This window comes from Alishewanella sp. HL-SH05 (assembly GCF_052655985.1).
The window spans coordinates 3,088,664-3,109,783 of the sequence record NZ_CP199753.1 but is presented as its reverse complement, the minus strand read 5'-3'; the positions used below and the strand labels follow the sequence as shown (position 1 = coordinate 3,109,783).

Below are 21,120 nucleotides of genomic sequence, written 5' to 3'. Positions count from 1 at the left end.
CAGCAACGCAGGTTACAGGTTTAAGTCAGCGATAGCGCCCAACATTTCCATCACCATGGCTGAACTGTTTTTGGCTGCAACTTCTAAGTAGGCTTCGAAAGAATCGGGTGATTCTTTACCGGCAATATCACTAAGGCTGCGGATCACCACAAAAGGGGTATTCAGCATATGACAGCTTTGTGCAATGGCCGCGCCTTCCATTTCAACTGCTAGCATGCTGGGAAAATGTTGTCGTGTTTGGGCAATCCGTTCAGGATCACACATAAAGCTATCACCGGTGGCAATTAAGCCTTTTTTGGTTTTACAAAAGCCTAACGCAGCAATGCTTTGTTCAGCGGCCGCCATTAACGCGGGGTGCGCTTTGTAGGCGGCTGGCATTTGTGGAACTTGGCCCATTTCATATCCAAAAGCGGTTACATCAACATCATGATGCCGTACTTCGGTACTGATCACGACATCGCCGACGCTTAATTCAGGATCAAAACCGCCAGCCGACCCCGTATTGATGATGCAGTCAGGTTTAAATTGGCAAATCATTAAGGTTGTGGCCACGGCTGCGGCAACTTTACCAATACCTGATTGCATTAAAACGACATTTTTACCGGCTAAAGTACCGATGTAAAAAGTATAGCCGCCTAACTTTTCTGTACGATTTAATTCAATTTGTTGCTGTAACAGCGCAATTTCAGGTTCCATTGCGCCAATAATGCCGATTAATTGCATGGTCCCGCCTAGGCAAGTAAAAAAACGCTAGTATAAACGGGGTGGCAGTGAAAAGCATTGCCTTTCCTGCCAAACGTGGGGATTACGCTAAAACAACCGGTTATTGCTGCAACGGGATCGGCTGCATGGCCTGACCAGAGGTCAGGCGACCATGTTGATAATCGCTAACCGCCTGTTGGATCTCAGCCATGGTGTTCATTACAAAAGGACCATATTGCACAATAGGTTCAGCAATGGGCCGGGCGGCGAGCACAAGAAAGCGTACCGAGGTTTTTGCGCTGAGCGATACCGCACCTTGTGTTGATAATACTGCCGCTTGATGCTCAGGTAAGGTAACCTGTTGCTCAGCGCTGTGCAGCTCTAAAGTTCCTTCATAAGGATACAGTAAGGCGTTATGACCATCAGGCAGCGGTAACTGTAGCTGAGCACCAGGCGATAAATGAATATCAAAATAGACGGGTTCCGTACTTAATCCTTGGATCGGACCTTGCACCTGTTGGTCTTGATAACAAAAGTTGCCGGCAATCACTTTAACGCGAATACCGTTAGCGGCTTGTACTACCGGTATTTGCGTAGGGTTGATATCAACGTAAGCGGCTTCTTTCATTTTTTCTTTGGCGGGCAAATTAATCCACAGTTGAAAGCCGCGCATCAATCCAGATTCTTGCTGCGGCATTTCCGAGTGAATAATGCCTCTTCCGGCACTCATCCATTGTACACCGCCGCTTTTTAGGTGACCTTGATTACCCAAGTGATCTTTATGCAACATATGGCCATCAAGCATATAAGTCACCGTTTCAAAACCGCGGTGAGGGTGTGCGGGGAAACCGGCAATATAATCATCCGCTTGTTCCGAGCCAAAACAGTCGAGCATTAAAAAAGGATCCAACCTAAAATCAGCAGATTGTCCTAAGCTGCGTTTTATTTTTACCCCAGCACCGTCTGATACTGTCACGGCAGGTATAAGCGTTTTTAATTTACGCATAATGTCTCCTTAAATAGTTAAGATGATTAAACCGGATAAGCAATCGAATGAAAATTGCAAAAAGTGCCGACTAATCTTCAATAAAGTAGAACGATGGCAGTTCAGTTAGCATTAAGCCGTGAGCGCTAAAGTGCCAGTCAGTAACCTTGCTGTATCGGTCATGCCGATAAGATGATTGGAGATTGTCATGAAAAAACAACTAATTTGTATAATGTTATTCAGTAGTGCTGCGGCCACCGTACAAGCGAACTCAGATATTCGTTGGGATTATCTTGGTTTAGGTTATACCGATGCGGCAGGAGACGGACCTTATATCGAAGGGTCATTACGCGTAGCGCCATCCTGGGTATTACAGGGCGAGTTCAGCCCACAAACGGTGGCATCACAAGACTTCAATGCCTTTCGTTTTGGCGTGACTTATCTCAGTGGGTTTAAACTCGACTTTACACCGAACAGCCAAACTTACTTGCAAGCGGGTATTGATGGCGTCAGCGGTGATCGTGATGATACCGGTGCTTTTTTCGGTGTAGGCGCTCGCCATCCTTTAACGCCACAAGTTGAGTTATTAACAGAAGCCAGTTATCACACCTTTGGCGATAACTATGGCAGTGCTACAGCGGGTATTGCTTATTACTTCAGCCCAGACTGGGCCATAAGAAGTACGTTGTCGTTAAATAGCGGTGACACGAAAAACGTTTTTCGTTTTGGTATGACCTATCAGTTTTAAATCAGCCAACAGTTAGCCGTTGTTGCCCGCAGCTTGCACAGAATATATTTACCCGTGGCTGGCGCAAAGCATTGCAGTTGCGTCAGCCAACTCTTAATATTGAGCACTTGGCTAGCGCGACAGCGGAAGTGATACTATGTTAGACGATTTTTTTATCCAGTTAAGTACCGAGCCTGACAGCATTAGTTTTGCGCAAACTATGGCCGTTATTGATAAACACTATGATTTTACGGCCGTGGCTTTTGAAAACGGCGAAGTGACTAATGCCGCCGATCAGAACAACGGTTCCTGCAAAATCTTTGCATTTGGTCTGTTACACCAGTTATCGGAACCGCAAACTTTACAGTTATTTGGTGAGCATTATCGCCAGGTAATGGCCACTCCTAGTGGTACCGATCATCAAAATATTCGCAATTTTTTGATCACCGGTTGGAATGGCATTCGTTTTTCAGGTAACGCCTTACAGCTAAAAAGCACCGCTGTTTAACTCCAAAAATAAGGCCAGCAACTGCTGGCCTTATTACTTAACCGCTCTTCCTGAGCTGCGTTATACCGTCACATTAATGTTCTGGCCAAGATTTCCAACAGATTGTGCAGCGGCAGTAGGCTCAATACTTTGCATAGCATTTTGTACTAAGCTTGTGGCCATTTGCCCTTGCTGTTCTTGTTGTTTCTTTGCCATCACAGCGCCCAGCACTTCAAAAGCTTGAGCAGACGCAAGTGCGCCAACGGATTGACTCATAGAACCTCCTATTAGCAACAGGTCATCTGGTTATCGGCAAGCGGTTGGCAAACTTTAGGCATTTTTTTGCCTTATTAAAAAAGGTGAATGCCGCCTGTTGCAGCAGGCGGCATTCGGTCTTAGCGCGGAGTGACTCATTTCTCCAAAGCGTTAAGAAACTTGGACTAGCGCGGTAGATTGCGCTTTAATTTGTGACTTTGATAAAGCCGGTGACATTAAACGGCCTGATAGGGCGGTATTCACCAAAGCCGGCTTAACAGTGCGGATTGGCCGGGTAGGGCCTTTTTTCACTAAACCTTTTAATAAGGGTTCCACTTTCGGTGCCGGTTTACCCAGTTTAACCGCGAGTGCCGCTTGTAATTCGGTTACGGTGTAACCCGCCTTAATAGCAATACGTAAATAAGGCACGCCAGCTGCATCAAGCGCACCACTTACAAACCAATCTGGTAAGGCTTTGTGCCCTTCTTTATTTTGTGGATTAACTAAGTCAAGTACCGCCACCACTTTCATCGTTTCAGGTTCGCACAACACATAATCGAGATATTTGGCATTAAGCTTTAACTGGGTGCTGCGCCGGTTTTTGTCAGAGACACTGGCCTTGATATCTAAGACATCGGCTAAGCGCACTCTGTTCATAATACGATAGTCATTTTGTACTGCTTTATCTAATAAACCCAAAAAAGAACGTTCAACCGGACTAAACAACGCAGCCTTCCGCTGCACTTGGAACGGGTTACTATTGTCAATAAAACGACTGGCAACCAAAGCAATAACCACGACCAGTAGCACTAATAACAGCATGATAAACTCCATGCTTACCTCCGACAAAGAATTGACAGCAAGAACGATGAGTTCAAATAAGCATAAGCTGTGCCAACATTTTTAATGCGGTGCTAACAAGGTTATTTTTTGAATTGATGCCAGCCATCATCTTCATTAATGGTATTTATATGTAATTTAGGCTTATAGTTACTGCATCTGAAATAGTACAAGGACACGATCATGGCAGCAGTAACAACTTGTGGCGCGCTGACTATTAAAGGCGCAATGCCTGAAGCCTATCAAGAAATTTTAACGCCAGCGGCTTGCGAATTTGTCGCAGAGCTTTCTCAATTATTCCGCCCGCCGTTAAAAGCGCTGTTAAGCGCACGGCAACAACGGCAAGCCAAATATGATGCCGGTGCTTTACCTGACTTTTTAGCAGAAACGGCAGCGATCCGCCATGGCGATTGGCAAGTGGCCGCTTTACCCGCTGATTTGCAAGATCGTCGTGTTGAAATTACTGGGCCGGTAGAACGCAAAATGATCATAAACGCGTTAAATGCGGATGTTAAAGTGTTTATGGCGGATTTTGAAGACTCGCAAACACCCAGTTGGGATGGCATGTTGGAAGGGCAAATCAATTTGCGCGATGCTAACCTTGGCACGATCAGTTATACCGATCCACAAAGCGGCAAACATTATGCGCTAAAAGAGCATCCCGCTTTATTAATTGCCCGTGTGCGTGGCTTGCATTTATGGGAAAAGCACATTGAATTGGCAGGTGAACCGATCCCCGGTGGCTTGGTCGATTTTGCTTTGTATTTTTATCATAACTATCGCACCCGCCTGAAAAATGGCACCGGGGTGTATTACTACGTACCCAAATTACAAAGCCATTTAGAAGCGAAATGGTGGGATGATATCTTCCGTTACACCGAGCAACGTTTTGCTGTGCCTATTGGGACGATCCGCGCGACCGTGTTGATCGAAACGCTGCCAGCGGCTTTTGAAATGGACGAAATCCTTTATATGATGAAAGACCATATCGTGGCATTAAACTGTGGTCGTTGGGATTATATCTTCAGTTATATCAAAACATTAAACAACCATCCGGATCGCGTGTTACCCGATCGGCAGGTCGTTTCTATGCATAAGCCGTTTTTAAGTGCTTACTCTCGCTTACTCATTAAAACTTGTCATAAACGTGGCGCTTTAGCCATGGGCGGCATGGCGGCCTTTATTCCGGCAAAAGATCCGGCGGTGAATGCCGCGATTTTAGAGCGCGTGACCGCGGATAAAGAATTGGAAGCGAGTAATGGCCATGATGGTACTTGGGTGGCACACCCTGGTTTAGCCGCAACGGCCAACGGTGTGTTTGCCAAGTACTTAGGTGATAACACTAACCAGTTAGCCGTATCACGTGCTGACGATGCACCGATCACCGCTGCCGAATTACTCGCGCCCTGTGATGGTGATCGTACGGAAGAGGGCATGCGTACTAACATCCGCGTTGCCTTGCAATACTTAGCGGCGTGGATCAGCGGCAAAGGTTGTGTGCCCATTTATGGCTTAATGGAAGATGCCGCCACAGCGGAAATCTCTCGCACTTCCATTTGGCAATGGATTAAACATGGTAAAGAGTTAAGTAACGGTAAACTTGTTACCAAAGCCCTATTTGCTTCTTTTTTAGAGGAGGAGGCAAAGGTGGTGTTAGCAGAAGTTGGGGCAGAAGTGTGGCAAAGCCAGAATTTTGCTCGGGCGCAAGCCTTATTGCTAGACATTACCACAGCTGATGAACTGACAGATTTCCTAACCCTGCCAGCTTATCAGTTGCTTGATTAACCTGACGTAACCATTTTGGGGCGCGATTTAGCGCCCTTTTTTATTTGAGCTCTTCGGCGGTTTCGGCAATTAAGCGTCGAAACCAGATATGGCTGGCATCCTGGTGTAACAAGGGGCTCCAGATCATCTTCAGTTCAATCGGTGGGATGGCAAAGGGCGGATCCATGATGGCCATGTTAGCGTCGTTCTCATATAGTCTAGCGGCTCTACTGGGCAAGGTGGCAATTAAATCGATACTGACCGCTAAATGCATGGCAACATGATAGTTACGGGTAAAAACGGTAATATTACGCTGCTTACCTAATTTGGCCAGCGCTTCATCAACCCAACCGAGCTTCTGTACGTCTTTTGGATCCATCCCTACGCCAACACCAAAACCGGTTTTACTGACCCAAATATGTTGGGATTTTAAATAGCTATCCAAATTGAAGCTCTGTAACACAGGATTTTGACGGTTGATTAAACAAGAAAAACTATCTCGCCAAACGGTTTTTTGATGGAACGACTGCGGTAAATGATCAAAGCGGTTAATCGCCATATCGACCTTACCATTTTCCACATCATGAAAGTTAACATCTGACGGTGTCATAATATCTAAGCTGCTGAACGGCGCTTGTACGCGTAGCTTTTTCAACAAGGCGGGGATCAAGGTTGAGGCCGCATAATCACTGGCCATAATACGAAAAACCCGTTGGCTTTGTGACGGTTCAAAATCTTTATTGGGCTGTAAGGTTTCTTCTAGGGTGAGCAATACACCACGCACTATAGGCGCTAATTCACGGGCGCGTTCAGTGGGCACCATGCCTTCTGAGGTGCGCACTAATACTGGATCGTTTAACAAATCACGTAAGCGTTTTAAACCATTACTCATCGCTGGCTGAGTGATGTTTAATTGGTTCGCCGCCCGAGTCACATTCTGTTCTCGCAGCAATACATCCAAGTAAACCAACAGGTTTAAGTCCATCTTATTAATATTCATCAGTAAAATACTCAGCAGCAATATTATTCGTGTTCTGAATCATAACATTGGCCAGAGCAAGACCCAAGCTGTGGTAGTGACATTCACAAAATAAATGACGAGCATCATAAAAATCAGCTTTATGAATTAAAGTTTTGTTGGCTATAGTGAAAGCACACCAACCCAGTTACGAAAAATTGTTTAAGAGGGAAACACTATGTCAGCTTACTCAGAACACGTGCAACAAGTCGAAGCGTTATGTGGCAAAGAAAAAGGCTGGAATGCTATCAGCCCAGAGTATGCAGCTCGCATGCGTTTGCAAAATCGTTTTCACACGGGTTTAGATATTGCGAAATACACCGCAAAAATTATGCGTGAAGATATGGCCGCTTACGATGCGGATAGCAGCCAATACACCCAGTCATTAGGTTGCTGGCATGGTTTTATTGGTCAGCAAAAACTGATCGCCATTAAAAAGCACTTTGGTAGCACCAAGCGTAAATACTTATACTTATCCGGTTGGATGATTGCAGCACTGCGTTCAGAGTTTGGCCCTTTACCTGATCAATCTATGCATGAGAAAACGTCAGTACCGGCTTTAATTGCTGAATTGTACAACTTCTTAAAACAAGCTGATGCGCGTGAGTTAGGCGGCTTGTTCCGTGATCTAGATGCCGCACGTGCTGCCGGTGATGCCGCTAAAACTGCCGCAGTACAAAACAAAATCGATAACTTTGAAACGCACGTAGTACCGATCATTGCCGATATCGATGCCGGTTTTGGTAACGAAGAAGCCACTTACTTACTCGCGAAAAAAATGATCGAAGCCGGTGCTTGTGCCATTCAAATTGAAAACCAAGTATCGGATGAGAAACAGTGTGGTCACCAAGACGGAAAAGTCACCGTGCCGCATGCCGACTTCTTATCAAAAATTAATGCCGTACGTTACGCTTTCCTAGAGTTAGGGGTAGATGACGGTGTTATCGTTGCCCGTACCGATTCATTAGGTGCCGGTTTAACCAAGCAAATTGCCGTGACCAACGAGCCAGGTGACTTGGGCGACCAATACAACAGCTTCTTAGATGGTGATTACATTAGCAGCGCTGATGATATTGCCAACGGTGATGTGGTGGTTAAAGCCAATGGTAAGTTGTTAAAACCAAAACGCTTAGCCAGTGGCTTATTCCAGTTCAAAGCCGGTTCAGGTGTGGATCGTGTGGTACTAGACTGTATCACATCACTGCAAAACGGTGCTGACCTACTATGGATTGAAACTGAAAAACCACATATCGGTCAAATCAAGGAAATGGTTGACCGGATCCGTGAAGTGGTTCCTGGTGCTAAGTTGGTTTATAACAACAGCCCATCTTTCAACTGGACGCTTAACTTCCGTCAACAAGTGTTCGATGCATGGAAAACTGCAGGTAAAGACGTCTCAGCTTATGATCGTGCCGGCTTAATGGCAGAGCAGTATGATACAACGGAATTAGCCCTAGAGGCCGACAACCGTATCCGTACTTTCCAAGCTGATGCGGCGCGTGAAGCGGGTATTTTCCACCACTTGATTACTTTACCTACTTATCATACGGCAGCGCTGTCGACAGATAACTTGGCGAAAGAGTACTTTGGTGCCGCAGGTATGCTGGGTTATGTTGCAGGCGTACAACGTAAAGAAATCCGTCAAGGTATCGCCTGTGTGAAACACCAAAACATGTCAGGTTCTGATATTGGTGATGATCACAAAGAGTACTTCTCTGGTGATGCTGCGTTAAAAGCCGGTGGTTCGCATAACACGATGAACCAGTTCTAAGCGTCAAATTGTGTCTTACTTTCGCAACGTGGTCAGGTTAATCTGACGTTGGGCGGCCAGTGGCTGCCCTTTTTTATGCCGCTAATCACAGCGCAAGCAGATAAAACGCTAATGCTCACTTTAGAAACGGCTATCAGGCTCAGCCAGATGCGGCTTACCTTTTATATAGGCACGGCGAAACTGTACAAAGTAGTCACGCAGGGCTTTGGCTGCCAGCGGTTCAGCTGCCAGTTCTAACACGGCAATGGCGACCTCAGCGGTACAAAGTTGATGTAAATGAGCGGCTTCACGCAGCACATAATCACTGGCTTGAGTGGGTTGAATACCCAGCACCGGTAATGTTGCTAAATACGGGCTGCGAAACATTTTTTTGGCTTCGCGCCAAGTGCCATCTAGCATCACAAACAGCGGAATGCGCTCAGCGGTGGCTTGCGCCAGCGCGTTGGCGTCAGCTATACAGCGCTCTGGCGCAGCATATTGTTGTGGGAACACCACAATAGGCACATATTTGGGATCGTGGAGTAGTGCTAATAAAGCGGCATCTGGCTGGGTGCGATCCCAAACAAAGGCATGGCTATCGGCGGCAATATCACAAATCAGTCGGCCGGTATTGGTGGGTTTGTAACATTCGCCGGTGTACATAATAAAGCAGAAAGCCGCGCGAGCTTGTGGCGCGGGGCGAAGCGCACAAATACATGCGGTCGCGGGCAATAAACAGTTTTCACAGCGGCGCACCTTTACTCCCCCGAGCATTAAACACCCGCGTGGCTTTAAGTAGCTCACGTTGTCGTAATTCTAAGATGGCGTTGGCCATGATGGTGCATCCTCTTGCGCGTGTGTTTGCGGTGCTGTGCTTGCTAACGGGCGCGTATTGTACGGGCTTTTATGCTAAAATTCGCGCTCTTTTTGTGAACGGCAAGCCCTAGGCACGAGTGACTTTGTGAGTATTGCAACCCAAGCTTCAGAAATTACCCTACCGGCAAATAATGCGGGATGGCCGACGGTATTGGCATTTTTAATCGCGAAGTTTCCAGGCGTCTCGGCTGCGGTTTGGCAACAGCGCATTCAACAGGGTAAAGTGCATTGGTATCAAGGCGAGTGTATTAACGAACACAGCGCTTTTTTACCCAGTCGGCGGCTTTGCTATTACCGCGAAGTCGAAACCGAGCCGTTGATCCCGTTTGCACATCGTATTATCTATCAAGATGCGCACCTGTTAGTGGCCGATAAACCGCATTTTTTGCCGGTTACCCCAGGGGGCAGCTTTGTTAATGAATGCCTGTTGCAACGTTTAAAAACAGACACCGGCAATCAAGATTTAGTGCCTCTGCATCGTTTAGATCGGGATACGGCGGGTTTGGTGCTATTTAGCCTGCAAGCCGACAGCCGTGCGCTTTATAGTCAGTTATTTAGTGCTGGGCAGATCAGTAAAACCTATTATGCGGTGGCAGAGGTGGCGCAGTTTCATGATGCACTGCCGCAACAATGGCAGCTGCATAATCGGATTGAGAAAAGCCAGCCCCGGTTTTTAAATAAAATTTGTGCTGGCGAGCCAAACGCCTCATCAACGATCCGCTTGCTTAAGGTTGAGGCCGGTTTAGGGGTGTTTCAGTTACAAGCACATACCGGCAAAACGCATCAACTACGCTTACATATGCAAAGTTTAGGCTGGCCGATTTTACACGATGCCTATTATCCCGTGTTAAAAGCTAAAAACAACGGCGATTTTAGCCAGCCGTTGCAATTATTGGCCGCTGAAGTCAGTTTTATCGATCCGATCAGCGCCGAGTTACGGCGCTTTTACTCGCAGCAAAAACTCGCCTTTGGCCCCGCTTTAGCCGCAGATTAAGCCAGCGTTTTAGAGCGTACGGCTTTGTAAAATACGATCTAATTGATTGGCAAAGGCTTGTCGATCAGCCTGATTGAGCGTAGCAGGGCCACCCGATTGAATACCGCTGGCGCGCAGCGTTTCCATAAAGTCGCGCATCGTCAGTTTTTGCTTGATGGTATCGGCGTGATAACGCTCACCCCGAGGGTTGAGTGCCAAGCCGCCTTTGGCGATAACCTCGGCAGCAAGCGGAATATCCGCCGTGATCACCAGATCGTCCACTTGGCAACGCCGCACAATTTCATTATCGGCTTCATCAAAACCCTTACTGACGGTCAGGCTACTAATATAGGCCGAGGGTGGCGTCCGTAGCGGTTGATTGGCTACCAGAATGAGCGGGCATTGTTTACGCTCGGCTGCGCGATATAAAATTTCTTTAATCACAGTAGGGCAAGCGTCAGCATCAACCCAAATGGTAAAAGACATAAGTGTTCTCAGCTTAATTTAACGGGAATAACGTTGGCTAAAGCGCATCGCCTGCGGGTAGGGGAAAATATCCTCTACGATACCTTGGCGAATATGATACTGCTTTTTTCGCCAATAGGCGGCATCCAATAATTCGGGATGCTTACTAAACAGTAACTCACGGATCTGAGCTTGCGGTGTCACAAAGGTGGCGATTTGTTCTGGAAAAACATCGCCGGGCTCGGCCCAGCAATTCGCTTCTGCGTTTATTGCATCTTCAAAACTATCAGTTTTGGGCAAAGAGCGAAAATTCACATCTAACAAATACTGCACTTCATCATAATCATAAAATACCACGCGGTTATGTCGCGTAACGCCAAAGTTTTTCAAGAGCATATCGCCTGGAAAGATATTAGCGGCGATCATTTCTTTAAGCGCGAGGCCGTAGTCATCCATTATTAACGCTTTTTGCTGGTCAGTGGCCTGCTCTAAATACAAATTCAATGGCACCATGCGTCGTTCGATATACAGGTGCTTGATCACAACTAAGTCATCTTCGATCTGCAAGGAACCGGCAATACTCTGTTGTAATTCGGCTAATAAATCGGCATCAAAGCGGCTTCTGGGTAACGCAACATCGGAATACTCTAAGGTATCCGCCATCCGGCCGACGCGGTCGTGTCCTTTTACTAACTGATAGCGGGCTTTGACGGTCGCACGGTCAAACGGCTTACTTTCAGCAAATTTATCGCGGATCACTTTAAAAACATAAGGAAAAGACGGCAGCGTAAATACCATCATCACCATACCCCGAGTACCTGGCGCGGCGACAAACTGATCTTTACTGCGACTGAGGTGTAACAAGAGCTCTCGGTAAAACTCGGTTTTGCCTTGCTTATGTAAGCCAATCGCGGCATAGAGTTCAGCTAGGGTTTTATGTGGCAGCAGTTCACGGAGAAAATGCACCAGCGCTGAGGGCACAGGGCACTCCACCATAAAATACGCGCGTGAGAAGCCAAAGATAATACTCATTTGTTGCGGATCGGTCAGAAGAGTATCGAGGTACAGGCCACGCTCGGTATCATGTAATAGCGGAATAATAAAAGGTTGTTGTCCTTCAGGGCTGACCACTCGGCCAACAATATAAGCCGCTTTATTACGAAAAAACGGTGTACGTAAAATATCCAAACGCAGTAAATGAACCGGATAAGCGCCATGGCTGGATTGGGCTATAAAGCTGCGCAAAATGCAGCGAATATCATGCTCTAAATCGATAAACGGTGTTTTAAAACCAAAAGCGCCAATAATATTCCGAATAGACGGCTTTAAACCCGCTTGGGCCGGAAAATAGCTTTCATATACGGATGAAATAGGGGCAGGTAGATGCTGTTTGTCTAACGTGGATTCAACAAAGATGTTTTGATTATGAAAGTATTTGCGGGCAAATAAGCGACAAAACACCGAATTATAGAAGGTTTCAGCCAATTCGGCTTGCGGGTGAAATAACAGGTATTCTAAATAATGCTGCTTCACTTGCTGCCATAGGGGTTCGTTTAAGCATTCGGCGGGCAACTGGGCTTGCAGGTTAGCGATGGTTTCATTTACCCGAATATCGTAAAACTGGATGCGCTCAGAACTATCTTGCTGATAGGCTTGCCAATCGGCTTGTTCAAAACGCTGCCAAGCTCTGCTAGTGACTTGCTGAAATAAACGAAAGTGTTTGCGAAAGCCTTTTAAGATAATTTCGGCAATTTGCCGAGCTTGCTTCATAGCGAAAACCTAAAAACATCGAATAAGGCTACTGTATGACAAAGCCTGCGTGGCGGCAAGTTAACGTCACGGATGCAAAGTGATACGCTAACTTGCCTGTGTTGCTGCTTAAGCCGCGTTCTCTAACACGGTGGTCTGTTGTGTACTCAGCTGCGGCTGCACATCATCACCATAATCGAACATCACGGCTAAAACCAATACGACAGATGATGCCAACATTAATTTTAAAATCAGCGGCAAGCAGAAGCGGAACCAATGGCCATAAGGAATACCGGCAATGCCGATAATACCCATCAAAATCGCATTGGTGGGAATAATCATATTAGAAAAACCATCACCAAATTGGTAAGCCAACACCGCCACTTGCCGTGGTATTTCTAACAGATCGGCCAGCGGTACCATCAGCGGCATGGTGACATAAGCTTGACCACTACCAGAAGGGATAAAAAAGTTTAACAGCGTTTGAATGACCAGCATGCCGATGGCGGCAATTTCAGCCCCAACATACGACAGTGGCATCGACATGCCATGCACCAGTGAATGCAGTACCTGACCATCTTCTAAAATCAATGAAATACCGCGAGCAACGCCAATTAAGATGGCCGTAGTGGTCAGATCCATGGTGCCTTCTATAAACTTTTTGGCCGCCGTGTCGGCGGAAATATTGCTAACTAATGTGGTAAATAGCCCCCAAGCAATAAAAGCGGCACCCAGTTCATATAAATACCAGCCATTGACCCGAATATTGTAGGCCACGATACCAATCGTCAGCACAAAACTGCCCAGTACCATGCGGTGTGCCAGGGTAAGTGCCGGATAACTCACGGCAGCTTTGTCACCTAGCGGGCAGGGCAAATCTTTGACCATCGACTGGTTGGGATCGGCGAGCACTTTTTCCGAGTAAGACCAGACATGGTGAAAGCCAATTAACACAAAGGGAAGGAAAATCGCTGCGCGCAGCGGCCAACCGGATAAAATAGGAATATCGGCAATTTGCTGGGCGATTACTAAGGTAAAGGGGTTAACGGCTGAAATGCCATAGCCAATACCATAACCGGCAACGGTCATACCCACTGCGGTCATTGCATCGAGTCGCATCGCTTTACACAGCGCCACTAAAATCAACACAAACGGTATATATTCACCCGCCGTGCCAATAAAGCTCGAGGCCATGGCAAAGCAAAATACCACCATAAAAATCAGCAGTTGAGGTTGAGTACCAAAGCGATCTAACAAACGGCCGATCAGCGCGTCGACCGTGCCGGTAGCGCGGGCAATGGATAACACACCGCCTAAAATCATCACAAAAAAGATCACATCTTGCGCTGAAGCAAAAGCACGTGGGATGGCGGTTAATAATTGCCAAGGTGATAAATAGCTACGCTCGTCCACCAAGGTAAAAGTGCCCGCTTGCACGACAGACCGGCCATTGGCCAGTGTCTCGGTTTGAAAGAAGCCTTGCGGCACAATCCAGGTGGCGATTAGCGCAAGCACCATCATGCTAAAGAGTAGCGTCAGGGTGTGCGGTACTTTAAAGTTTCCCATAATAAGACCTTTGTTGTGCGCTTGGCGCATCTTAGTGATAATTTTTGTTTAGTGTTTAGTGTTTAGTGTTTAGTGTTTAGTGTTTAGTGTTTAGTGCTGTAAGGCAGCACCCAGTTGAGCCGCGGGGCCTTACTACAAAAAAGCAAGTCTACCCGATGTGGTATTAGTCGACAAATTTAGTGACTTTGTACCTTTGCAAAGGAGTAGTACTTGCTGCGATGGCTTGCTTTGTATAGGCTTGGCTTTTTTTTCGCAAGGGGCTCGTTTTGGCACTGTTTCCGCTGACCATTTTATTAAGTGCAACCCTGTTATTTTTAGTGCAGCCGATGTTAGCGCGTTGGCTGCTTCCGCAGTTTGGCGGTGGCGCTCAGGTGTGGGCCGCTTGCCTGTTATTTTTCCAAACACTGTTATTAGCCGGCTATGCTTACGCTCATCTACTGACGCGCTTTGCTAATTTAAAACAACAGCGTGGCTTGCATGCTCTGTTAGTGCTCGTGGCGCTGGGTAGTTTACTGGGTTTAACTCACCCTAGTGGCAGTGCTGCCACCGCCTATCCGCTGCTGAATATTTTATGGCTCTTAACCTGTACAGTGGGGTTACCTTATTTCGTGTTAGCAGCAACCGGGCCATTATTACAATACTGGTTCGCCAGTGTCTTTCCGCTGAAATCACCCTATCGGTTATATGCTTTATCGAATTTAGGCTCTTTTGCTGGCCTGTTGCTTTATCCGTTCTTAGTCGAACCTTATTTAGCCTTAGATCTGCAGCGGCAAAGCTGGGCAATGGGGTTTGTGCTGTTTAGCCTAAGTATGAGTTTGCTGCTGTGGCGAAGCCTGCAAGGCCGTAAAGCTGGCGCGGTCGCAGCTTTACAGTTACGTGGTCAGCCTTATCGCTACTGGTTAGCATTAGCGGCTGCGGGTGTGGTTTTACTGTTAGCGGTAACCCAGCAAATTACCCAAAATATCCCACCAGTACCGTTTTTATGGGTGATCCCGCTGGCATTGTATTTATTAAGCTTCACCTTAGTCTTTAACCGTGATAGCTGGTATCAGCGCTCGGTTTGGCTATATTTGTTTGCTATTTGCTTGTTAATGGCGTTGCTGTTGTACTTTTTAGGCCGCCAGTTTGATTTGTATTCGCAATTATTACTTTATTTGCTGTTGTTATTTAGCGGCTGCATGCTTTGCCATGGTGAGCTGGCGCGCAGTAAACCGGCACACGGTGCTTTAACGGCTTTTTATTTAGTGCTGGCGGCCGGTGGTATGCTCGGTGGCGTACTGGTCAATTTACTGGCGCCTGTTATCTTCACAAAGTATTGGGAGTTCCCGTTGGTGTTACTGGCCATTTTATGGCTGGTCACGTTAGTTAACTGGCGAAAACAAGCGCGTTGGCAAACCGCGCTAGCGTTATGTTCAGGTGTGTTGTTTATGGGCGTGTTTTGGTCGGCGGAATCGTGGCTTGGGCAGCATGATGTCAGTAAAAGTCGAAACTTTTATGGCAGCTTAACCGTGCGCGATGCCAATGTTGCCGGACAGTGGCAACGTCAGCTCATTGATGGCACCACCAGTCATGGTGCTCAGTATTTAGCGGTTGAACAAGCACAGCAGCCACTAAGTTATTATCGGGCAGGCACCGGCGTGGCCTTAGCGCTGCAGCATTTTTTACCGGCCGATCCCAGCCGCACCGCGGCGCAGTTGCAAGGGCGCAAAGTCGGTTTGGTCGGTCTGGGTGCGGGGGCTTTAGCCGCTTATGGCCAAGCGGGTGATGATTACCAGTTTTACGAAATCAATCCTGCAGTAATTAGTGCAGCGCAGCAGCATTTTAGTTATTTAGCCAATAGTGCGGCCAAGCCGCAGGTGATATTAGGTGATGCCCGTCAGGTGCTAGCAGAGCAATGGCAAAACAGCGGCAGTCAGCAGTTTGACCTATTGGTGTTAGATGCCTTTAGCAGTGATGCTATTCCGGTGCATTTGCTTACTGCAGAGGCGATGGCATTGTATTGGCAGCACTTAATGCCAGATGGCGTGTTGTTAGTGCATATCTCGAATAACTATTTAGATCTAAGCAGTGTGCTGCGTAATCATGCAGCCCAACTGGGTTTACAAGCGTTATTTTTACCCACAGCGGCTGATGCACAAAACCCAGCAGCGACAGAGTGGGTGCTCTTAAGTCGTAATCAACGTTTTTTAACACAAGCCGTGATGCAGCAGCACAGCAGAAATTGGCCGAGACCGTTGCAACCGCAAGTGTATTGGACTGATCAGCGCAGTAATTTATTTTCAGTACTCAAATAAAACCACTTGCTGATCTTTGGTGTTAACGTCAAGTCATTCTTGTCGAAACAACTAAAAAAAGCCGCAGCAATATAACTGCGGCTTAGCAATTTACTTAATCTGGTAGCGGAGGTTTATTACTGCTCCGTAATAATGCGCAATCTTTGTTTTGCACTTAGTTTGCTGTCAGCAGACTGATAGCAGCTATCTACTTTGCTTACTCTGATTAAATATGGGGGTTCACTTACCGTTGCTGCATTAAAGTTACTGAGGCAAAGTGAGTGGCTTAAGCTACGGTAATAGTCTCGGCTAAACAGCGGGCTTTTGCTTTGTAAAGGTTCGGCACTATTAACTAACTTAGTTTTATCCTCAGTCGGTATCAACGTTATATTACCTTGTTGCCAAATAACGGTATCGCCCGCACTCATACTGTACGTGTTAGCCAACAGTTGCGCTGGTGAAGATTCAGGTAGTAATTCACTGATATAAACCTCGGCAGCGCCACTGGCTTTTAGTTGCACTGTACCCTCTGCCTGCATGCTGAGATCGACTAATAAGGCAGTTGCCTCATCTATACCAAATGCCAGCTTAGTTTGCGAGGCTTGCTGCAATACCAACAAGCGAGCCTGACGGCCGCGTTCGGCAAAGTGGGTATCTAAAATGCCTAGCGGAAACAAGCCTAACCCGCCTGTTGCTGTATAAGTTAGCTGGCGCTCACTCATATCATCAGGGCAACGCTGTTCTTTGCGGCAACCTGGCCAGGGAGCTATTGCGGCTTTCGCGCCGTATTGCAGTGCGTGGTAACTGTCGCCGTTGCTAATCATCGGTACAGCGTGGCGTGGCGTATTAATGGTGAAGAATTGGCTGCCACTCATGACGGCGGTACCGGCACTGGTACCACCAACTAACAAGCGTTTTTGTTTAACGGCTTCGAGTATGGCTAATAGCTCTGCGCTAGCACTACCATCATTATGCCGAAGTGCTTGGTAAGTGAGGCTCTGATCGCCACCATTAAAGAAAATTCCATCTGCGTCAGCAATCATGGCGACAATAGCACTGCTACCTTGTTTGCATAGTTGCTGTTTAAGGTTAAAGAGATCAGCATAGATCTGCTCTCTACGATAGCTACCATGAATATTTGCCAAATATTGTGGCAAGGCCACACAGTTTTTATCGGTAATAGCATGTTGCAGTGCGGCGGTTAAAGGTAACCACTGTGCAGCTGCACCCGCTTGGCGAAAGGCATCTAGGTAGAAATCTACTGCAGCAAAAGGATCACGTGATGAAGCAGTAACAACTAATACTTTAGCTTGTTGACGCCCTTTAGCCTGAGCTTTTTTGGTTGCCAGTTGTACAAACTGACGATACAACTCAGCCGATTCGAAATCTGTTGTTTCAGCTAAATCGACTTGCTCGGTTAAACGGTATTTACCATCTGCACTTAGGGTTGGCACTTCCAAGAAATCCAACACAGCATTTAGCTCTCGGTCCGATAATTGCTGCCAGAGTTCTTCACCGCTAGAGGGTAAAACCTCGGTTGCTTGAAAACTGCGCCATTGTTCAATAAGTTGCGACTCGGTGAGCAGTTTACCTTGAACTTCGGTTAGGTTATTAAACAGGGTTACCAGCTGTTGTTGCAGCGACGCACGCTCTGCAGTGAACAGCTCTGCGCCGGAGAATAGCTGCACTGTCGTTGGATGTATTAAGTAGGCATTACTGGTTTTAGCCAGTTTGCTAAATTGAGTTTGGTCACTACAGCTTTTTTTTGACATAGAACTGCAGGTTGCCAAGCCACCACCCACCAGCATCAAATCATAGTCGGCGTCAGGTAACAATATAGTCTGCTGTGCTGAAAGTGGCGTTGTGCTTGCGGGCAAATCTTGCTCCTGACCAATGGCCACTGCACAGAGTAACATTGGCAGGTATAGCAGGCTGTGGGTTATAAATAATGATATGCAAGAAAAACGCATTTAACCTCCTGTTGTGCACTGCTGCGGTTTTTCAAAAGTACCATATACTACAGGTTTGCCTGCGCTTACTAAGCGGCGGCCTTTAGCGATAACAGTATCGATACTTAAACTTTGAGAATTCAGTAGCAGCATATCAGCATCTTTGCCAACTGCAAGCTGGCCTTTTTGCTTTAAACCCAGAATTTGAGCAGGAGCGGCGGTGATACTGGTTAAGGCATCACTTAAATTAACGTCAAGCTTAAGCACTGCCGTTTGCAACGCTCGAAGCAAGCTATTTACTTGCCCAACTTCTAAGCCTAGTAGTTCGCCGTTTTGGCTATATACCGGCAAGCTGGCGTTACCATCGGAACTCATGGTTAATTGCATGGCAGGAATGCCTGCTCGTAATGCGTGGCTGAGGGCTTCTGCCGCTGCAACTTCGCCATGCTTGAGATCATACTCTGTGGTGCTGGTGGTAAAATCTATAACACCGCCAGCGCGGGCAAACTCTAAGCCTGCATTAAACAGGGCTATGTTGCGATTAATATGCGTAGGGTAGAACTGTTTAAGGCTAAGTTCAGTGTCTTTTACAGCCGCGAAGAGCGGTTGTAACAAGCTGTCACCACTGCCTACATGCACACTTACGGTACCGCCTTTCCCAGCCAGCATACCGCCAACTCTGGCAGCTGCAGCAACTTTACGTAGTTCGCTCGTGGTTGGCTGTGATGAGCGATGATCGCTGATGGCTATTTCGCCAACACCAATAATTTTATCAATTAAAATTAAGTCATCGGTAATATTGCCTGTCACCGTTCTGCAAGGTATTTCATAAGAGCCAGTGTGGCAATAAGTACTGATGCCCTCAGTTTCCAGCGCGTGGGCTTTGGCTAATAAATTGGTTAGGGTGCGCGTTGTGGCGTCCGTGCCCAGTACGCCAATTGCCGTGGTTACACCTGCGAGCGTAGCATCGGTTAGTTGCATTTCCGGGGTGCGTGTGGCAAAGCCGCCTTCGCCACCGCCGCCAATATAGTGCACGAGTGAATCAACAAAACCAGGTGCTAAGATTTTACCGCTACCATCAATAACGGTAATGGGCAGGGTGCTGTTGTTTATTGCTAAGTTGTCACTTATTGCCGCAATGCGATTACCGGCAATAAGTACGTCTTTAATACCCAGCGCAGCAGGGGCGAAGACACTGGCACCTTTAATAAGAATAATATGTTCCAAGAGAACCTCGTTATTGATAATTTATGGCTACAGCCAGCAACATAAACAGGCTAGCCAAAGCAAATAAGCAGAGTTGTAATTTCCAAGCAAACTTCAACCAAATTGTCCAATCTACCCGCACTACACCCAGGCAGCCAATTAAGGCGGCGGAAGTTGGAATGATACAGTTGGTTAAGCCATCGCCTAATTGAAATGCCAATACGGCAATTTGCCGAGACAAGCCGAGCATATCGGCTAAAGGTGCGATTAACGGCATAGTCAGTGCAGCCTGACCTGAGCCTGAAGCAACAAAGAAATTAAACACCGACTGCATTACTAGCATTAGCCAGGCAGAAAGCCAGGCGGGCAAATCGCCCAGTGCCTGACCTGAGTAAAACAGTAAGGTATTGAGTACCGAAGGTGATTCTGGATCGTCGCCTCCTAAAATCAATACTATGCCTTTAGCCATGCCGACAATCAATGCGGCAGGCAACAACTCAGCAGCACCTTGCTTAAAGCCGTCTGCAGCATCGTTTACCCTGAAGCGTTTACCCAATACGGCAATGGTTCCGATAACAATACCAATGGTGAAAAACTGGCTAGCAATTTCTGGAATATAGTATTCGCGGCTGGTGACGCCCCAGATGATCCACGCGAGCCCCAAAAAGAACACCGTTAAGATCAGGCTATCCAAGCTACTATACTCGTTAGTCACCGTGGCGTCTTGTTGTTGACGCAACCGCTGATCGGTTTCATAGCTAAGGGAGCGAGTTGGATCTGACTTTACTTTAGCGCCATAGCGCATGGTGTAGATAATACCAAAAAGAGTAAAAATTCCCCACATCCAATATCTTAGGTTGGCACCGGAGAGAAGAGGAATTTCTGCAATACCTTGCGCTATAGCCACATTAAAGGGGTTCATCCAAGAAGTGGCAAAGCCAATTTGCGTGGCAACGTAAGTTACTAGTACTGTGGTGATGGCATCGTAACCCAGTGCCAGCATCAGCGGCAGTAGGATAATACAAAAGGCGATAGCTTCTTCGCCCATCCCAAAAACAGCACCACCGAGTGAAAATAAGCCAAACATGAGGGGGATAAACAAAAATTCCGTACCTTTGGTTTTTTCAATAAGCGCCAGAATGCCGTTATGGATAGCACCGGTTTTCATAATGATGCCGAAGGCACCGCCGGTGAGCAGGATAAAGGCAATTACGCCTACCGCCGAGCCCCACTTCGAACCTGATACCATGCCTTCAAAGGCATAATTGAAAAAGCCCACACCGCCGCCTTCAGCAAATAGCGGTACACCCCTATGGTTATCATTGGCAAAGTGAAAGCTGTCAGGATCCAGCTTGCCTTTGGTTTTTACCGCGCCCGTTGTTTCAGCTGCCACTTCCGTTAGGCTAAAGCTGCCAGCAGGTACCAGGTGCGAGGCAATAGCAGCCAGTATCATCACAAAAAACAGGATGATAAAGGCATCTGGCATGCTCGCCGGTTGTTTCGTTGAGTTAGTCATAACGTTAACCTGTGCAGTT

General features: G+C 47.0%; 17 protein-coding genes and 1 pseudogene. 6 read left to right on the top strand and 12 right to left on the bottom strand.

The features are described from left to right. Nucleotides 1-12: 12 nt before the first annotated feature. Both mtnN and ACUJFL_RS14220 read right to left on the bottom strand, forming a co-directional pair. Nucleotides 13-723: a 5'-methylthioadenosine/S-adenosylhomocysteine nucleosidase gene (mtnN, locus tag ACUJFL_RS14225; RefSeq protein ID WP_445427833.1), complete on the bottom strand. Its 711-nt coding sequence runs from the start codon at nucleotides 721-723 to the stop codon at nucleotides 13-15. Nucleotides 724-823: 100 nt separating this feature from the next. Beyond that, nucleotides 824-1,708: a pirin family protein gene (locus ACUJFL_RS14220; protein WP_445427832.1), complete on the bottom strand. Its 885-nt coding sequence runs from the start codon at nucleotides 1,706-1,708 to the stop codon at nucleotides 824-826. A gap of 187 nt (nucleotides 1,709-1,895) precedes the next feature. On the opposite strand from ACUJFL_RS14220, the gene ACUJFL_RS14215 reads away from it, so the two are divergent. Together ACUJFL_RS14215 and ACUJFL_RS14210 are read left to right on the top strand one after the other, a co-directional pair. Next, nucleotides 1,896-2,435, top strand: a complete 540-nt coding sequence (locus ACUJFL_RS14215; protein ID WP_445427831.1) for a hypothetical protein — start codon at nucleotides 1,896-1,898, stop codon at nucleotides 2,433-2,435. Between the two features lie 136 nt (nucleotides 2,436-2,571). After that, nucleotides 2,572-2,922: a HopJ type III effector protein gene (locus tag ACUJFL_RS14210; RefSeq protein WP_229586423.1), complete on the top strand. Its 351-nt coding sequence runs from the start codon at nucleotides 2,572-2,574 to the stop codon at nucleotides 2,920-2,922. A gap of 60 nt (nucleotides 2,923-2,982) precedes the next feature. Here ACUJFL_RS14210 and ACUJFL_RS14205 read toward each other — a convergent pair whose 3' ends face one another. Continuing rightward, on the bottom strand, nucleotides 2,983-3,177 hold the full coding sequence (locus ACUJFL_RS14205) for a hypothetical protein (RefSeq protein WP_226751264.1): 195 nt from the start codon (nucleotides 3,175-3,177) through the stop codon (nucleotides 2,983-2,985). Between the two features lie 150 nt (nucleotides 3,178-3,327). Continuing rightward, nucleotides 3,328-3,990: a DUF2726 domain-containing protein gene (locus ACUJFL_RS14200; RefSeq protein ID WP_445427830.1), complete on the bottom strand. Its 663-nt coding sequence runs from the start codon at nucleotides 3,988-3,990 to the stop codon at nucleotides 3,328-3,330. Between the two features lie 189 nt (nucleotides 3,991-4,179). Between ACUJFL_RS14200 and aceB the strand changes: the two genes are divergently transcribed. After that, a complete protein-coding gene (gene aceB / locus ACUJFL_RS14195) occupies nucleotides 4,180-5,781 on the top strand; it encodes a malate synthase A (protein WP_445427829.1) in 1,602 nt (533 codons plus the stop codon). A 40-nt stretch (nucleotides 5,782-5,821) separates the two neighbouring features. Here the strand turns inward: aceB and ACUJFL_RS14190 are convergent, their stop codons facing one another. Continuing rightward, nucleotides 5,822-6,760, bottom strand: a complete 939-nt coding sequence (locus ACUJFL_RS14190; RefSeq protein WP_226751267.1) for a LysR family transcriptional regulator — start codon at nucleotides 6,758-6,760, stop codon at nucleotides 5,822-5,824. A gap of 196 nt (nucleotides 6,761-6,956) precedes the next feature. Between ACUJFL_RS14190 and ACUJFL_RS14185 the strand changes: the two genes are divergently transcribed. Further along, nucleotides 6,957-8,549 (top strand): isocitrate lyase, encoded by a 1,593-nt coding sequence (locus tag ACUJFL_RS14185; protein WP_445427828.1) that lies wholly within the window; start codon nucleotides 6,957-6,959, stop codon nucleotides 8,547-8,549. Nucleotides 8,550-8,669: 120 nt separating this feature from the next. On the opposite strand, the pseudogene ACUJFL_RS14180 reads toward ACUJFL_RS14185, so the two are convergent. Further along, nucleotides 8,670-9,363: pseudogene (locus tag ACUJFL_RS14180) on the bottom strand (tRNA-uridine aminocarboxypropyltransferase). 126 nt (nucleotides 9,364-9,489) lie between these two features. Here ACUJFL_RS14180 and ACUJFL_RS14175 point away from each other — a divergent pair. Beyond that, on the top strand, nucleotides 9,490-10,398 hold the full coding sequence (locus ACUJFL_RS14175; protein WP_445427827.1) for a pseudouridine synthase: 909 nt from the start codon (nucleotides 9,490-9,492) through the stop codon (nucleotides 10,396-10,398). A 9-nt stretch (nucleotides 10,399-10,407) separates the two neighbouring features. Here the strand turns inward: ACUJFL_RS14175 and ACUJFL_RS14170 are convergent, their stop codons facing one another. The 3 genes from ACUJFL_RS14170 to ACUJFL_RS14160 all read right to left on the bottom strand — a co-directional run bounded on the left by ACUJFL_RS14170 (nucleotide 10,408) and on the right by ACUJFL_RS14160 (nucleotide 14,157). Beyond that, a complete protein-coding gene (locus ACUJFL_RS14170) occupies nucleotides 10,408-10,863 on the bottom strand; it encodes a YaiI/YqxD family protein (protein ID WP_229586433.1) in 456 nt (151 codons plus the stop codon). 18 nt (nucleotides 10,864-10,881) lie between these two features. Continuing rightward, entirely contained in the window at nucleotides 10,882-12,612 is a 1,731-nt protein-coding gene (aceK, locus tag ACUJFL_RS14165) for a bifunctional isocitrate dehydrogenase kinase/phosphatase (protein WP_445427826.1), read from the bottom strand. 108 nt (nucleotides 12,613-12,720) lie between these two features. Next, nucleotides 12,721-14,157 (bottom strand): YfcC family protein, encoded by a 1,437-nt coding sequence (locus ACUJFL_RS14160; protein ID WP_445427825.1) that lies wholly within the window; start codon nucleotides 14,155-14,157, stop codon nucleotides 12,721-12,723. A gap of 266 nt (nucleotides 14,158-14,423) precedes the next feature. On the opposite strand from ACUJFL_RS14160, the gene ACUJFL_RS14155 reads away from it, so the two are divergent. Continuing rightward, on the top strand, nucleotides 14,424-16,451 hold the full coding sequence (locus ACUJFL_RS14155) for a spermidine synthase (protein ID WP_445427824.1): 2,028 nt from the start codon (nucleotides 14,424-14,426) through the stop codon (nucleotides 16,449-16,451). Nucleotides 16,452-16,567: 116 nt separating this feature from the next. On the opposite strand, the gene ACUJFL_RS14150 is transcribed toward ACUJFL_RS14155, so the two are convergent. From ACUJFL_RS14150 to yfcC, 3 genes are read right to left on the bottom strand one after another with little or no spacing between them, the layout of a single operon-like run. Next, the gene (locus ACUJFL_RS14150; protein WP_445427823.1) at nucleotides 16,568-18,400 is read right to left on the bottom strand and encodes a cyanophycinase; all 1,833 of its coding nucleotides are present in this window, start codon (nucleotides 18,398-18,400) and stop codon (nucleotides 16,568-16,570) included. Then, the gene (gene iadA / locus ACUJFL_RS14145; RefSeq protein WP_445427822.1) at nucleotides 18,401-19,606 is read right to left on the bottom strand and encodes a beta-aspartyl-peptidase; all 1,206 of its coding nucleotides are present in this window, start codon (nucleotides 19,604-19,606) and stop codon (nucleotides 18,401-18,403) included. It abuts the gene before it with no gap. A 10-nt stretch (nucleotides 19,607-19,616) separates the two neighbouring features. Next, nucleotides 19,617-21,101 carry a putative basic amino acid antiporter YfcC gene (gene yfcC, locus ACUJFL_RS14140; protein WP_226752285.1) on the bottom strand — a complete coding sequence of 495 codons (1,485 nt, stop codon included), beginning with the start codon at nucleotides 21,099-21,101 and terminating at the stop codon, nucleotides 19,617-19,619. Nucleotides 21,102-21,120 lie beyond the last annotated feature (19 nt).